This window comes from Streptomyces sp. NPDC027672, from assembly GCF_055566335.1.
In genome coordinates, this window is record NZ_JBVHSO010000006.1 from 323,022 (window position 1) to 337,719 (window position 14,698).

General features: G+C 75.0%; 12 protein-coding genes. 3 read left to right on the top strand and 9 right to left on the bottom strand.

The window, feature by feature from the left end:
- Positions 1-6: 6 nt before the first annotated feature.
- Positions 7-1,953: an NAD-binding protein gene (locus ACZ4SV_RS17330; protein WP_468005349.1), complete on the bottom strand. Its 1,947-nt coding sequence runs from the start codon at positions 1,951-1,953 to the stop codon at positions 7-9.
- Positions 1,954-2,078: 125 nt separating this feature from the next.
- Entirely contained in the window at positions 2,079-4,145 is a 2,067-nt protein-coding gene (locus ACZ4SV_RS17335) for an NAD(+) synthase (protein WP_365877004.1), read from the bottom strand.
- A gap of 161 nt (positions 4,146-4,306) precedes the next feature.
- Here ACZ4SV_RS17335 and ACZ4SV_RS17340 point away from each other — a divergent pair, with 161 nt between their 5' ends.
- Positions 4,307-4,705 (top strand): hypothetical protein, encoded by a 399-nt coding sequence (locus tag ACZ4SV_RS17340; protein ID WP_468005172.1) that lies wholly within the window; start codon positions 4,307-4,309, stop codon positions 4,703-4,705.
- Between the two features lie 476 nt (positions 4,706-5,181).
- Here the strand turns inward: ACZ4SV_RS17340 and ACZ4SV_RS17345 are convergent, their stop codons facing one another.
- The 6 genes from ACZ4SV_RS17345 to ACZ4SV_RS17370 form a co-directional block, all read right to left on the bottom strand.
- Positions 5,182-5,658 carry a DUF5994 family protein gene (locus ACZ4SV_RS17345; protein WP_468005174.1) on the bottom strand — a complete coding sequence of 159 codons (477 nt, stop codon included), beginning with the start codon at positions 5,656-5,658 and terminating at the stop codon, positions 5,182-5,184.
- 187 nt (positions 5,659-5,845) lie between these two features.
- Positions 5,846-6,133, bottom strand: a complete 288-nt coding sequence (locus tag ACZ4SV_RS17350; RefSeq protein ID WP_365880892.1) for an SCO5918 family protein — start codon at positions 6,131-6,133, stop codon at positions 5,846-5,848.
- A gap of 46 nt (positions 6,134-6,179) precedes the next feature.
- A complete protein-coding gene (locus tag ACZ4SV_RS17355; protein WP_468005177.1) occupies positions 6,180-6,587 on the bottom strand; it encodes a CBS domain-containing protein in 408 nt (135 codons plus the stop codon).
- A gap of 189 nt (positions 6,588-6,776) precedes the next feature.
- Positions 6,777-8,234, bottom strand: coding sequence for a DEAD/DEAH box helicase (locus ACZ4SV_RS17360; protein WP_468005178.1), 1,458 nt, complete (start codon positions 8,232-8,234; stop codon positions 6,777-6,779).
- A 272-nt stretch (positions 8,235-8,506) separates the two neighbouring features.
- Complete coding sequence (locus tag ACZ4SV_RS17365) at positions 8,507-8,710, bottom strand: cold-shock protein (RefSeq protein ID WP_007383480.1); 204 nt, start codon at positions 8,708-8,710, stop codon at positions 8,507-8,509.
- Positions 8,711-8,951: 241 nt separating this feature from the next.
- The gene (locus tag ACZ4SV_RS17370) at positions 8,952-9,290 is read right to left on the bottom strand and encodes a MerR family transcriptional regulator (RefSeq protein ID WP_468005181.1); all 339 of its coding nucleotides are present in this window, start codon (positions 9,288-9,290) and stop codon (positions 8,952-8,954) included.
- Positions 9,291-9,659: 369 nt separating this feature from the next.
- Between ACZ4SV_RS17370 and ACZ4SV_RS17375 the strand changes: the two genes are divergently transcribed.
- Together ACZ4SV_RS17375 and ACZ4SV_RS17380 are read left to right on the top strand one after the other, a co-directional pair.
- Positions 9,660-10,739, top strand: coding sequence for an ATP-binding cassette domain-containing protein (locus ACZ4SV_RS17375; protein ID WP_468005183.1), 1,080 nt, complete (start codon positions 9,660-9,662; stop codon positions 10,737-10,739).
- On the top strand, positions 10,736-11,530 hold the full coding sequence (locus ACZ4SV_RS17380) for an ABC transporter permease (RefSeq protein WP_365880901.1): 795 nt from the start codon (positions 10,736-10,738) through the stop codon (positions 11,528-11,530). The genes ACZ4SV_RS17375 and ACZ4SV_RS17380 overlap by 4 nt, the downstream gene beginning before the upstream one ends.
- Here the strand turns inward: ACZ4SV_RS17380 and ACZ4SV_RS17385 are convergent.
- Complete coding sequence (locus ACZ4SV_RS17385) at positions 11,508-14,666, bottom strand: ATP-binding protein (protein WP_468005185.1); 3,159 nt, start codon at positions 14,664-14,666, stop codon at positions 11,508-11,510. The two genes, ACZ4SV_RS17380 and ACZ4SV_RS17385, sit on opposite strands and share 23 nt — an antisense overlap.
- Between the last annotated feature and the right edge of the window lie 32 nt (positions 14,667-14,698).

Here is a 14,698-nt window from a genome sequence, read left to right on the forward strand (position 1 = left end):
CTCCGGTCAGCGGAGTTCCGCCAGGCCCCTGCGGGTCGCGGCGATCACGACCCGGTCTCCCTTCGCCAGTACGTGGTCGGCCGAGGTGTCGGTGCGGCCCTCCAGCGCCAGCACCCGCCACGCCCCGGCCCGGAACGCCTCCCGCACGGTACGGCCTTCCAACTGGCGGTGGCCGTCCACGTCGACGGCGGCGAACAGCAGGACCCGCCGTTCGACCGCGATCGCGCCCAGCACCTGCCGGCCCAGCATGGCCCCGGCGAACGCGGGCGCGGCCAGGTGGGTGACGCTGCGGCTGCGGGTCAGCGCGTGCGGGTGGGCGGCCCGCAGGGTGCGGTAGACGGCGGTGGCGAAGTCGTCGTCGTAGAGGCGCAGGACCACGCGGAGATCGGGGCGCACGGTCCGCGCGTACAGCACGGCCTCCAGGTTGGTGGTGTCGGCGCTGGTCACCGCGAGCAGTGTCTGCGCCCGGTGGATCTGCGCCGCTTCCAGGACGCCTTCCTGGGTGACGTCCCCGAGCACCACCGGCACCCGCAGCCGGCGGGCGGTGGCCAGGCCGCGTGCCTCCGGGTCGGACTCGACGCAGACCACGGGCACGTTCAGTTCCCGCAGCCGGGTCAGCACCCGGGTGCCGATCTTGCCGAGTCCGAGCAGCACCACATGGCCGCTCAGCCCGCGCGGCGGCCGGCGCAGGGCGGAGGCGGTGCGGAAGGTGCCGAGCGCCTCCAGCGCGGTGGCCAGCAGCACGGGCAGGAGGAGCAGTCCGACCAGGGCGGACAGGAGCTGGAGCAACTGGCGGCCCGGGGGCGCGCCGAGGGCCGGGTCGTCGATGGCGAACAGGTCGAGGAGGGTGAGGTAGAAGGCGCCCAGCGGGTGGATGCCGGTGACCAGCCACAGGGCGACGGCGAGGGCGGCGACGCAGCAGAACAGGCCGGCCAGGGACCAGCGCAGCCGCCGGGAGAAGAGGGAGGCGAGCGGCATGACGCCGGTGATCCGGCGGGTGGGTGCGGCGGACTCCGCGCCGGCCGCGGCGGAGACGTTCTCCAGCACCACGGCGTGCCGGCCGGCCGCCTGCCGTACCTCCTCGTCGTCCGGGAGCAGGCGCGGCTGTTCGCCGGCGAGGTCCGGTTCGCCGCCGGTGAGCAGTGCGAGCGTGCACAGTCCGGGGCCGGTGGCGGGGCCGGTGCCGTCCGCGGCCAGCGGCCGTTCCACGGCCCGCAGCAGCAGGCTCTCGGTCTGGACGACCTTGCTGGTGCCGGCGACGGCGGTCGCGGCCAGCGCGGGCGCGGCGGTGTCGGCGTCGGACAGCACGGTCGTGGCGGTCTCGGCGCCGGTGCCCGGGCCGTCGGTCTCGCTCCCGGCGGCCAGCGCGGCGGCCTGGTCGAGGAGTTCCTCGATGTGCTGGCCCAGCCGCCGGTTGTAGAGGCGCAGGACCAGCCGCAGCCGCGGGTTGAGCCGGCGGGCGGTCAGCGCGGCGCGGATGTTGGTCTCGTCGTCGTCGTAGACGAGGGCGAGCGCGGCGGCCCGGGCCACCCCGGCCTCGGCGAGCACCGCCTCGGTGGGCTCGGCGGCCTCCATCACCGCCTCGCCGTCCGCGCGCTGGCCGGCCGCCGGTCCGGCGGCCCCGCCGGTCCCGCCCGCCCCACTGCCCCGGCCGGGTCCCGCGGCCACACCGGCTCCGCTCCCGCGTCCGCCGGACCCCGCTGTCGTGCCCGCCCCGCTCCCGCGCCCGGCGGGTCCTCCGGTCGCGGTGGTTCCGCCCGCCCGGCCGACGGTGCCCACCGCCGCGCTGACCATGCGGTCCAGCAGCGCCGACGCGGCCCGGGCCCGGCCGACCACCGGCGGCCGGGCGGTGCGCTCGTTCGGCGGGACGACGAGGGTCACCTGTTCGCCGTAGACCCCGCGCAACTCGGCCGCCAGCCGGTGCGCGAGCCCGTCGTCACCGCACACCACCATGTGCGCCTGCGGGGACCCGGGCCCCCCTTGATACGGAACACTCGCCACAAGGGAAGAGAGTGGCCCGGGCGGACGCCCGGTTCCACACCGGACGCACCGCCGGGAGGGCGCCGGGCGTCAGCGGCTCAGCCGTCCGTCCGCTCCGACGGCCAGTCGAAGCGGTCCAGGTCCCGCAGCCACGCCTCCGCGTTGCCGTCGGACGGGGCCCGCCAGTCGCCGCGCGGGGAGAGGGAGCCGCCCGCCGAGACCTTGGGCCCGTTCGGCATGGCCGAGCGCTTGAACTGCGAGAACGCGAAGAAGCGGCGGCAGAACACCTCCAGCCAGTGCCGGATCTCGGGCAGGCCGTACGCCCCGCGCTTGTCCTCCGGGAAGCCGGGCGGCCAGGCGCCGGCCTCCGGGTCGTGCCAGGCGTGCCAGGCCAGGAAGGCGATCTTGGAGGGCCGGAAGCCGTAGCGCAGCACGTGGAAGAGGGTGAAGTCGTGCAGCGCGTACGGGCCGATCTTCGACTCGGTGGACTGCATCTCCTCGCCGGGCACCAGCTCCGGGCTGATCTCGGTGTCCAGGATCGCGGTGAGCACCTTGCCGGTCTCGTCGTCGAACTGGCCGCTGCCGACCACCCAGCGGATCAGGTGCTGGATGAAGGTCTTCGGCACCCCGGCGTTGACGTTGTAGTGGCTCATCTGGTCGCCGACGCCGTACGTGGACCAGCCGAGCGCCAGCTCCGAGAGGTCGCCGGTGCCCAGGACGATGCCGCCGCGCTGGTTGGCCAGCCGGAACAGGTAGTCGGTGCGCAGACCGGCCTGCACGTTCTCGAAGGTGACGTCGTACACCGGCTCGCCGGAGGCGAAGGGGTGGCCGATCTCCTTCAGCATCAGCCGCGCGGTCGGCGTGATGTCCAGTTCGGCGGCGGTGACGCCGAGCGCGCGCATCAGCTTGTGCGCGTTGTCCTTGGTGTGGTCGCTGGTGGCGAAGCCGGGCAGGGTGAAGGCCAGGATGTCGCTGCGCGGCCGGCCCGCGCGGTCCATCGCCCGGGCGGCGACGATCAGCGCGTGGGTGGAGTCCAGGCCGCCGGACACGCCGATGACGACCTTGGGGCCGCCGATCGCCGCCAGCCGCTGCTGGAGCCCGGCGACCTGGATGTTGTACGCCTCGTAGCAGTCCAGGGCGAGCCGCTCGGCGTCGGCGGGCACGAACGGGTACCGCTCGACGCGCCGCCGCAGCCCGAGGTCGGTGAGCGGGGGGTCCAGCTCGAAGGAGATCGTCCGGAAGTCCCCGGTCCGGCCGGCGTGGGTCCGCCGGTTGTCGTCGAAGGTGCCCATCCGGTGCCGCTCCTGCCGCAGCAGGTCCAGATCGACGTCGGCGACGGCGCACTGGTCGCCCAGCGGGAAGCGCTCGGACTCGGCGAGCAGCACCCCGTTCTCGTAGATCATGGTCTGTCCGTCCCAGGACAGGTCGGTGGTGGACTCGCCCAGTCCGGCCGCCGCGTAGACGTAGGCGGCGAGGCAGCGGGAGGACGCCGAGCGGCACAGCAGTTCGCGGTCCCCGGCCCGGCCGACCGTGATCGGGCTGCCGGAGAGGTTGACCAGCACCGTCGCGCCGGCGAGCGCGGCCTCCGCGCTGGGCGGCACCGGCACCCACATGTCCTCGCAGATCTCGGTGTGCAGCACCAGCCCGGGCACGTCTGCGGCCTCGAACAGCAGGTCCACGCCGAACGGCACCTCCGCGCCCGCGACGCGGAGGGTCCCGCCGCGCTCGTCGTGGCCGTCGGCGATCTGCCGGCGCTCGTAGAACTCCCGGTAGTTCGGCGGGTACGACTTCGGCACCACCCCGAGGACACGGCCCCGGTGGATGATCACCGCGCAGTTGTAGATCCGGTGGCGGTGGCGCAGCGGGGCGCCGACGACCAGCACCGGCAGCAGGCCGGCCGAGCCGGCCACGACCGTCCGCAGCGCCGTCTCCACCTGGTCGAGCAGCGCGTCCTGGAGCAGCAGGTCCTCGATGGAGTAGCCGGTGAGGCCCAGCTCGGGGAAGACGGCGACGGCGACGCCCTCGTCCGCGCACCGGCGGGCCTGGCGCAGGACCGTTTCCGCGTTGGCCTGCGGATCGGCGATGACGGTGTGGCCCGTGCACGCGGCGATGCGCGCGAAGCCGTGGCTGTAGAGCGACCAGAAGTTCAACGGGGCTTCCTTCATGATTCAACAGACGGCGCGGACGAGGCGGATCTCCTCCAGGACAAAGCCTAGATCCCGGCCACGCGGCGGCCCGGTCCTGGCCGCGTACTCAGGCGGGTACCCGGACACGGCTGAGTACGTGCGCTCTGGCCGCCGCCGGCGTACGACGCGACGGTGGAGGCATGCGACAAGATCCGAGAAGGCTTCTGCTCCGCACGCTGCCGCTGCTCGCGCCCGCCGTCGTGGCGTCCCTGGCGTGGGCCGCCTGGCTGGGCTGGGACCAGCAGCGGGATGTGGCCCCGGACGGCACGGTGTCCGGGCCGTACGAGAGCTGGCAGGTGATCGGGCTGGTCCTGACCCTGCTGCCGCCGGTCTACTGGGCCACGATCCGGCACCACCCGGTGAGCGCCGTCCTCGGCACCTCCGCCGGTCTGACGGCCGCCGCCTACTACGACTGGTCGGACGACTCCAGCGGGCTCTTCGTGATCGGTGTGGGACTGGTGCTGGCCGGCAGCCTCGCCGCGACCGCCGCCGTCTGCGGGATCATCGGCTTCGCCCGCCGCGCCACCGCCACGGCGTAGGCCGGCGGGAGCGGCGGTGCTGCGGGCCCGTGGTCAGGACGCTGCGGTGCCGCGGGCGACGGCGGCGGTCACGGCGCGGCCCCGCCTGGAGGGTCAGCGGTCCCGGCCCGGAGGGGCGGCGGTGGTGCGGGCCCGTGGTCAGGGCGCTGCGGTGCCGCGGGCGACGGCGGGGGCCACGGTGCGGTCCGGCCCGGAGGGGCGGCGGTCCCGGCCTGGAGAGTCGTCGGTCCCGCCTGAAGGGCCGGCGGTCCCGGCCGGAGGGCCGGCGGTCCCGGCCTGGAGGGGTGGCGAGGGTGCGGGCCCGTGGTCAGGGCGCTGCGGTGCCGCGGGCGACGGCGGCGGCCACGGCGCGGCCCCGCCTGAGGGGCCGACGGTCGCGGCCTGGAGAATCGGCGGTCCCGGCCTGGAGGGTCAGCGGTCCCGGCCCGGAGGGCGTCGGTCCCGGCCTGCAGGGTCGGTGGTCCCGCCCCGGAAGGTCAGTTGTCGTCGAAGTCCGCCTGGGCGAGGGCCAGTATGTGCGCGGCCGTCAGGGCGTTCCACGGGTCGGCGGCGGTGCGCAGCAGCCAGTCGGCCGCGGCGGCGGGCTGTCCGGGCGGGACGACCAGCAGCGCCCAGCGGCCCACCGTGCCGCAGTCCAGGGTGATCGAGTGCGCCTCGGCGTCGACGTCCGACAGGGCCACCTCGATCAGCTGGCCCGGCGCCAGCACCGTACGCGGGGCGGCGGGCCAGGCGGCCGTGTCGACCATGACCCGGGTGACGCTGCCCGGTACCGGGTTCAACGCGTCGACCAGCGCGGGCAGTTCCAGTTCCAGCGCGTCGCAGCGGGGCCACCAGGCTCCGTCCAGCGGGCCGTGGCTGACACCGGGGGTGAGCGTCAGCCGGGGCGCGGGCATCCGGTAGACGCGCGCTCCGCCCGCGGGGCCGTCGCCGGGGGAGCTTGTGGTGTCGCCCATCAGCAGATCCCGTCCCGAACGGCCCCCGGCCGTCCGCGCTCGTCGACCGCCGGGAGCGGCACCGCGGTGGCCGCGCTGCGCGAGGGCTCCCGGTAGGGCCAGGGTACGTCCGGCCGGAGGGACCCGGCGCGGCCCTCTCCCGGGCGCGGTGGCCCGCGGTGCCGGCCCGGGGAGGGGAGCGTGCGGGTCACCGGCTCCAGGGCAGGTCGTCGGCCCGGACCTCCGGGACCGGCGCGGCCGCGGGGACGTCGTGGCAGGTGAAACCGAGCCGGGTCAGGGCCCTGCGCACCTCGTGCGCCGTGAAGTCGCGGCGGTCCTGCCGGGTGATCACCTGTCCGACCTGCTTGACCGGGTAGACGCGGCGGCCGATGGTCACGCACACCCCGGTGGCGGGCTCAGGCGGGATGCCCTCCATCGAGTCCTCGACCTCGCTCTTGGTCAGGTCGAAGGGGAAACGGGCGATGACACAGCGCATGATGCCTCCAAGGACGAGCGGTCGGGCGGCGGGGTGTGACGGTCGGTCAGGGCGTGAGCGCGAGGACGCCCAGGGCGTAGCCCTGCTCGTCCACGACGGGCGAGGCGTCCAGCGTCCGCAGGCGCATCGCGGCCTCCGCCTCGCCGAGCACGGCCGCGGAGGCGGTGAACGGACCGCGGTCGAGCGGGAGGTCCCGCAGTCGCGTCCGGTCGGCGTACCAGGAGCCGCCGCGGTGCGCGGCGAGCTGCGACCGGGTGACCAGTCCCGCGCACCGGCCGTCCTCGTCCCGCAGGAGCAGGTGCGGGACCCGGGCGCCGAGGAGGACCGACAGCGCCACGTCGACCGCCATGTGGTCCTCGACCTGCGGTCCGGGAGCGTGCATGGCGTCACGGGCGGTCAGGTCCGTGCCGCCGGTGGTGCCGGCCTGCCGGGTCCGCGGCGGGAACTGCGTCAACGGCTTCTCCTCGTCGGTTGCGTCGTGCGGGTCGGGTGCGTCTCGCCGTGCGGGGCGGGTCCGGCGGTCGGTGGTGGCGTGCGGGGTGCGTCTTTCCGTCGTACGAGAGGGGCGTGCGGCCGTCGCGGGCGCGGTGCGCCGGCCGTGCGGGCCGGGCCGTCGGGCAGCCGACAGCCCGGCCGGCGGCTGTTACTGGCCGCGGTTGGCGCGCGGGGCCGAGCGGCGGCCCCGGCTGCTTCCCCGGCCGCCGCGGCCGCGGCCGGCGGAGCTCTTGCGCTCCTCGCGCTGCTCGGCGGCCGGCACGGTGATCGTGACGGGCACGCCGGACGGCGTCCGGGCGCCGGTGATGCGGGTCAGCTCGGCCTCGCCCGGGCGGACCCGCGCGCTGTTGGCGGTGATGCCGGCGTCGGTCATCAGCCGGTCCATCGCGCGCCGCTGGTGCGGCAGGACGAGGGTGACGACGGTGCCGGACTCGCCGGCCCGGGCCGTACGGCCGCCCCGGTGCAGGTAGTCCTTGTGATCGGCGGGCGGGTCGACGTTGACGACCAGGTCGAGGTCGTCGACGTGGATGCCGCGGGCGGCGACGTTCGTGGCGACCAGGACCGTGACGTGCCCGTCCTTGAACTGGGCGAGCGTCCGGTTGCGCTGCGGCTGGGACTTGCCGCCGTGCAGGGCGGAGGCGCGCACCCCGACGGACAGCAGGTGCCGGGCCAGCTTGTCCACGGCGTGCTTGGTGTCCAGGAACATGATCACGCGGCCGTCGCGGGCGGCGATCTCGGTCGCGGTGGCGTGCTTGTCGTCGTCGTGCACGTGCAGCAGGTGGTGCTCCATCGTGGTGACGGCGCCCGCGGACGGGTCGACCGAGTGCACGACCGGGTCGTGCAGGTAACGGCGCACCAGGAGGTCGATGTTGCGGTCCAGGGTGGCCGAGAACAGCAACCGCTGGCCGTCGGCGGGGACCTGGTCGAGCAGGGCGGTCACCTGGGGCATGAAGCCCATGTCGGCCATCTGGTCGGCCTCGTCCAGCACGGTGACGGCGACCTGGTCCAGGCGGCAGTCCCGCCGCTCGATGAGGTCCTTGAGCCGGCCGGGGGTCGCGACGACGACCTCGGCGCCGCCGCGCAGGGCGCTGGCCTGGCGGCCGATCGACATGCCGCCCACCACGGTGGCGAGCCGCAGCCGCAGCGCGCGGGCGTACGGCGTGAGCGCGTCGGTGACCTGCTGGGCCAGTTCCCGGGTGGGTACGAGGACCAGGGCGAGCGGCTGCCGGGGCTCGGCGCGCTGTCCGTCCAGCCGGGCCAGCAGGGGCAGTCCGAACGCGAGCGTCTTGCCCGAGCCGGTGCGCCCGCGGCCCAGGACGTCCCGGCCGGCCAGGGCGTTCGGCAGGGTGGCCGCCTGGATGGGGAAGGGGGTGGTGACGCCCTCGGCGCCGAGCGCGGTGAGCAGCCGTTCGGGCATGTCCAGCTCGGCGAACGTCTCGACGGCGGGCAGCGGCTCGGTCAGCGTGACCGGCAGCGCGAACTCCTGCTGGCGCGGGGCGGAGCGCGGCCCCCGGTTGCCGGTGCGCCCGGTGGCCGGACGGGGGCTGCGGCGGCGCGTCTCCTGCGTGCGGGGGCGGCCGGAGCGTGCGGACTGTGTGCGGTTCAAGGGGAACCTTCCTCGATGCGGCACGTATCGAGGAATTCCTCCGGCGGGTTGCACACCGCACGAGTCGTACGAGGAATCACAAGAAAAGAGCCGGGGGTGAAAACCGACGGCCGGGGTCTGCGGACTGCGCCTGCCGGAGGCAGGGCCGGGCCTGTCGGGAAGAGGGGAAAGCAAACGGGCTGGAACCCGCACCCGAAGAGCGCGGGCCCCAGCCACGTGATGCACGAGCCGTACGGCGTGGAGCCGTACGCCTGCGTGGGTTCGCGTCAGCGTCAGGCGGGAACGATGTTCTCGGCCTGCGGGCCCTTCTGGCCCTGCGTGACGTCGAAGGTAACCTTCTGGCCTTCCTGAAGCTCGCGGAAGCCGGAGGTGGCGATGTTCGAGTAGTGGGCGAACACGTCAGCGCCGCCGCCGTCCTGCTCGATGAAGCCGAAGCCCTTTTCCGCGTTGAACCACTTCACGGTGCCAGATGCCATATTGAATCTCCCTTGGGGGGCAGTGCCGGAGTCCGCACTTTACGGATCCCGAGTCGCCGCGATGATCACCCCTCCGGAAAGATCCGGAAAGCTCTGCGAAAGAAAAGATCCTGAAGAGATCTCTGGTAACCAAAACTGCAACTGGTATCACGCTAACACAGGTCACCGGAAAACTGCAGGCATTTCGCGGCCGTCCGGATATTCTTGCCCCGCCGGTGCCCGTATATCTGCAACGGTGGCGTCAGATTTCCAGGCCGTGCTCGGCCAGCTTCCGGCGCAGGTCATCGGTGCGGCGCAGGGCGTCGGCGAGCCGGTCCTCCAGGTCGACGATCCGGCAGGCGGCCTCCACGGGGGTGTTCTGGTCGACCAGTACCCGGGCGCGGGCGACGATCCGTAGCTGCCGGCGGGAGTAGCGGCGGTGACCGCCCTCCGACCGCAGCGGGCTGATCAGCTCCGTCTCGCCCACCGCCCGCAGGAAGGCGGGTGTGATGCCGAGGACGGCGGCGGCCCGCCCCATGGTGTAGGCGGGGTAGTCGTCATCGTCGAGGAGGCCGGCGGCCGGCGGGTTCTCGGCGGGCATGGCACCTTCGTTCAGGGACGGGGTGGCGGACGGGGCGCGCGCGGCGCCCCGCGCTCCGAAGGATTCGGCACCATCTGTCTCGTGGTCCAACCCTAGTCCCGTCGGCCACGGAGATCTGGTACGGCCGCGACAGATTTTGTGTCGGCGGGGGAGCCGCATCCCGAGCGGGCGGCGACGGCAGGTCCCTGGTCCGCGAGTCCCCCGTCCGGCGTCGCCGTCCCGGCGCCTCCGGTCTGCCGTCGCCGGCCCGGCGCCCCCGGCCCGCCGTCCCCGGCCCGCCGTGCCGGTTTCAGTGCGCCGCGCGGTCCTCCCGGGGGCTGAAACCCGGCTGAAGCCGTTCTGAACCGTCCGGGCCGCACGCTCTGCGGCATGACGACGACCGACCGAGAACTCGCGATCGCGGCCACCGGGCTGCGCAAGTCCTACGGGGACAAGACCGTCCTCGACGGCATCGACCTCCACGTGCCCGCCGGCACCGTCTACTCCCTGCTCGGGCCGAACGGCGCGGGCAAGACCACGGTGGTCGGCATCCTGTCCACGCTGGTGCCCGCCGACGCCGGACAGGCGCGGATCGCCGGGCACGACCTCACCGCCGAGGCCCACCAGGTGCGGGCCGCGATCGGGGTCACCGGACAGTTCTCCGCGGTCGACGGGCTGATCACCGGCGAGGAGAACATGCTCCTGATGGCCGACCTGAACCACCTCCCGCGGGCCGAGGGCCGGCGTGTGACGGCCGAGCTGCTGGAGCGCTTCGAGCTGACCGAGGCCGCGAAGAAGCCCGCGTCCGCCTACTCGGGCGGGATGAAGCGCCGGCTCGACATCGCCATGACCCTGGTCGGCCGGCCGCGGATCATCTTCCTCGACGAGCCGACCACGGGCCTGGACCCGCGCTCCCGCCACACCATGTGGCAGATCGTCCGCGAGCTGGTCGCCGCCGGCACCACGGTCTTCCTCACCACCCAGTACCTGGAGGAGGCCGACCAGCTCGCCGACCGCATCGCGGTGCTCAACGGCGGCCGGCTGGTCGCCGAGGGCAGCGCCGCGGAACTCAAGCGGCGCGTGCCCGGCGGTCACGTCCGGCTGCGCTTCTCCGACCCGGTGGCGTACGAGCGGGCGGCGGCCGCGCTGCGCGGCACGCACCGCGACGACGAGGCGCTCACCCTGCAGATCCCGAGCGACGGCAGCCAGCGCGAGCTGCGCGCCATCCTCGACTGGCTCGACGCCACCGGCACCGAGGCCGACGAGCTGTCCGTGCACACGCCCGACCTGGACGACGTGTTCTTCGCCCTGACCGGCAGCCCCGTCCCCGCACAGCCCACCGGCTCCCCGGACCGAACCGGCCCCGTGGACCCCGCCGGCACCCCCGACCCCACCGCCCCCGCGCGGCCCACCGCCTCCGCGCACCCCGCCCCGTCCGCGCACCCCGCCGGCAAGGAGACCACCCGATGAGCGCCGCCACCCACGCCGTCCGCGACAGCATGACCATGCTGCGGCGCAACCTCCTGCACGCCCGCCGCTACCCGTCCCTGACCCTGAACCTCCTGCTCACCCCGGTCATCCTGCTGCTGCTCTTCGTCTACGTCTTCGGCAACGTGATGAGTTCCGGCATCAGCGGCGGCCCCGCCGACCGCGCCGGCTACGTCGCCTATCTGGTCCCCGGCATCCTGCTCATGACGGTCGGCGGGACCGCCCTCGGCACCGCGGTGTCGGTGGCCACCGACATGACCGAGGGCATCATCGCCCGGTTCCGCACCATGGCGATCTCCCGCGCCTCCGTGCTGGTCGGCCATGTGCTGGGCAGCGTGATCCAGACCCTGATGGCGCTCGCGCTGGTCCTGGGCATCGGCGTGGCGATCGGCTTCCGGCCCGACGCGACCTGGACGGAGTGGCTCGCGGCGGCCGGGCTGCTGGCCCTGGACAGCCTCGCGCTGACCTGGATCGCGGTCGGTATCGGTCTGGTCAGTCCGAACGCCGAGGGCGCCAGCAACCTGGGCATGCCGCTGATGGTGCTGCCCCTGCTGGGCAGCGCCTTCGTGCCGGTGGACCTGATGCCGGGCTGGTTCCGCTGGTTCGCCGAGTACCAGCCGTTCTCGCCGGCCATCGAGACCCTGCGCGGGCTGCTGCTGGGCACCGGCATCGGCACCACGGACGCGGTGCTGGCCGTCGCCTGGCCGGTGGGTCTGACGCTGCTGGGCTTCTGGTGGTCCACGGCCCGGTTCACCCGCGCGTCGCGGCGGTGAGTTCGCGCAGCGCCGCGGTCCACAGCTCCTCCCGCCCCAGGGCGGCGTACGCCGACTTCGCCGCGGCGTACGCCGCCCGGTCGGCCCGCTCCGCGGCCTGCCGGCAGCGGGCCGAGGACAGCGTCGGGAACTCCCGCACCACCGGCATGCGTTCCGCCAGCGCCACCAGCCGTACGGCCGACGGATCGCCCGCCGCCAGACCGGCGAAACCGAGCCCCAGCAGGACGGTGCCGTACACGGGCAGTTCCACCGGGGCCGCCCCCTCGCCGGCCGGCGCCGACAGCATGGCCAGCAGCCGGGTCCGCAGCCGCCCGGCGAGTCCGGCCACCGGTTCCGGCCGGCCGTGCTGGGCGTGCGCCGCCAGCGCGGCCGACTGCACCTGGAGCGCCCAGGTGTCCAGGAACGGGTCGTCGGCGTACGCCGGGCCGGCCGCCCCGGTCCGTTCGACCGCCCGGCGCCACAGCCCGAGCCCGACCTCGGTCAGCCCCCGGGCCAGCGCGATCTCCGCCCGGGCCGGCAGGTCGGGGCTGTAGCCCTGCTCGGGGTCCGGCCGCTGGTCCAGGGCGGCGAGCCCGAGCCAGTACTCGGCCTCGTCGATCTCCCCGCGCTGGAGACAGGCGAGCACCAGCCCCCAGCGGACGTCGATCGGGTCCGCCCAGTCGCCCATCTCGCCGAGCACCTCCAGCGCGGCGCGCAGATGCCCGTACGCCTCGTCGCCGCGCTCGGCCTGGAGGCACAGCTCGCTGATCCGCCCGTGCCCGAGCAGCAGCATCGCCGGATTGCCGAGCGGTTCCAGCGCGTCCAGCATGCGCCGGGCGCACTCCAGGGCGCGTTCCGTCTCGTGCTCGGAGTGCCACATGTAGCTGGCGACACCCGACGCGACTCCCGCGAGGAGGGGCTCGGGGGCGTCGCACAGCTCCTGCAGCCGCGTGAACCGCGGCGGGTGTATCTCCGGTACGGCGCACAGCACGGCGGCCAGTGCCCGGACCAGGGTGTCCGGCGGGGCGGGCGGCAGCCGGCGCAGCGTGACGAGCTGCCGTACGGCGTGCGGGCCGTGGCCCATGAACAGGCTTGCCGCGCACACCGCCGCCGCGCTCCGGGCCGCCTCCAGGTCCCCGGGCTCCCCGGGCCCGGGACGGAAATGCGACAGGGGCCCGGCGGTCTCCGCGGCGAGCGCGGCGAGCCGGGCGTAGTTGCTGTCGGTGGCCCACAGCGTGGACAGCACGGCGGTGAGCGCCGCGGTGGCGGGCCCGTCGCCGCGGGCCAGCGCGAACCGCAGGGCCAGGACGAGGTTGTCCTGCTCGGCCCGGACCCGGTTCCAGGCCGGCAGCGGCCGGGCGCGGAACAGCGCGTCGTGGTGGGCCCGGCCGAAGTCCCGCGCCCAGGCGAGGAACCGGCCGGCGACCCGCTCCTCCTCCCCGGCCTCGGCGCGCCGGGCGGCGCCGAACTCCCGCAGCGTCTCCAGCATGTGGAAGCGCATCCCGGCGGGACTGTCCCCGGCCTTGATCAGGGACTGGCCGGCCAGTTGCTCCAGCAGGCCGAGCACGTCCCCGGTCCCGTCCAGCACCCGCTCCGCCGCGTCCGCGGAGAACCCGCCGGGGAACACCGACAGCGCGCGCAGCGCCGCCCGGCCGTCGGGTTCCAGCAGGTTCCAGCTCCACTCGACCACGGCCCGCAGGGTCCGGTGCCGTTCCGGCGCGTCGCGCGCGCCGCCGCGCAGCAGCGCGAAGCGGTCCTGGAGGCGGCGCGCGATGTCGGCCACCGACAGCACCCGCACCCGGGCCGCGGCCAGCTCCACGGCCAGCGGCAGCCCGTCCAGATGACGGCAGATCCCGGCCACCTCGCCGGCCGGCAGCTCCACACCGGGCCGGGCCGCCCGCGCCCGCTGTGCGAACAGCTCGACGGAGGTGGCCAGGGACAGCTCCGGCAGGTCGTACACGGACTCCGAGGTCAGCCCCAGCGCGGCCCGGCTGGTGGCGAGGACCCGCAGCTCCTTCGACCGCGACACCAGCTCCCGCACGAGTCCGGCCGCGCCGGCGATCACCTGCTCGCAGTTGTCCAGCACCAGCAGCGCCGGCCCGGGGCCCAGCGCGCCGAGGATGCCGTTCACGGCGTGCTTGTCCGTGCCGCCGCCGGTGAACGGCCGGGCCTCGGCGGCCCCGACGGCCGAGGCCACCTCGCCGGCCACGTCCGCGTCGGCGGTGACACCGGCCAGCGTCACGAAGTGCACCACCGGTTGCGCCGCCGCCCGGCTCACCGCGTGCGCGAGGCGGGTCTTGCCCAGCCCGCCCGGACCCAGGACGGTCACCACCCGGGCCGTGCGCAGCAGCCCGGTCACGGCGGCGAGGTCGGCGTCCCGGCCCAGCAGCGGGTTCGGGTCGTGCGGCACACCGTGGCGGAGCGGCGGCGCGTCCGCGTGCAGCAGCTCCTGGTACACGGCCTTCAGCCCCGGCCCCGGGTCGGTCCCCAACTCCTCGCGCAGTGCGCGCCGGTAGGCGTCGTACCGGCTCAGCGCGGTGGCCCGGCCGGCCGTACCGGCCTCGCAGCGCAGCAGCTCGGCGAGCACCTCCTCGTCCCGCGGCAGCTCCCGGGCCAGCCCGGCCAGCGGCTGGACCGCCTCCGCCCGCCGGCCCACCCGGGCGAGGGCGAGCGCCCGGGACCGCAGCAGGGAACGGAACGCCCGGACCCGGCCGGCGCGCAGCGCGACCACCGGGTCGTGCAGGTCCTCGCCCGCCGCGGCGCCCACGGTCCCGTCCCACAGCGCCAGGCCCGCCTCGGCCTCGGCCAGGGCGCCCTCGTGATCGCCCGCCCGGGCCCGCTCGGCGCTCGCGGCCTCGTGCAGCAGCAGCGCGGAGCTGTCGATCCGCGTCTCGTCCAGGCCCAGCCGGTATCCGGTCGGGGTGCTCACGACCAAGTCGGCGCCGGCCTGCGCCCTGAGCCGCGACACCAGCACCTGCACCGCCTTGCCCGGCCGTTCCGGCAGCTCGTCCGGCCACAGCCCTTCCACCAGCCGGGCGGTGCTGCACCCGGTGCGCGGATCGTCCCCGAGCAGCGCGAGCAGACCGCGCAGCCGGGGCGCGGTGATCTCCCGTCCACGACAGGCGACTCGGGACAGCAGGATCAACTCGGTCGTCACGCGTGCAGAGTAGCCAAGAGCCTTTCGCGGGA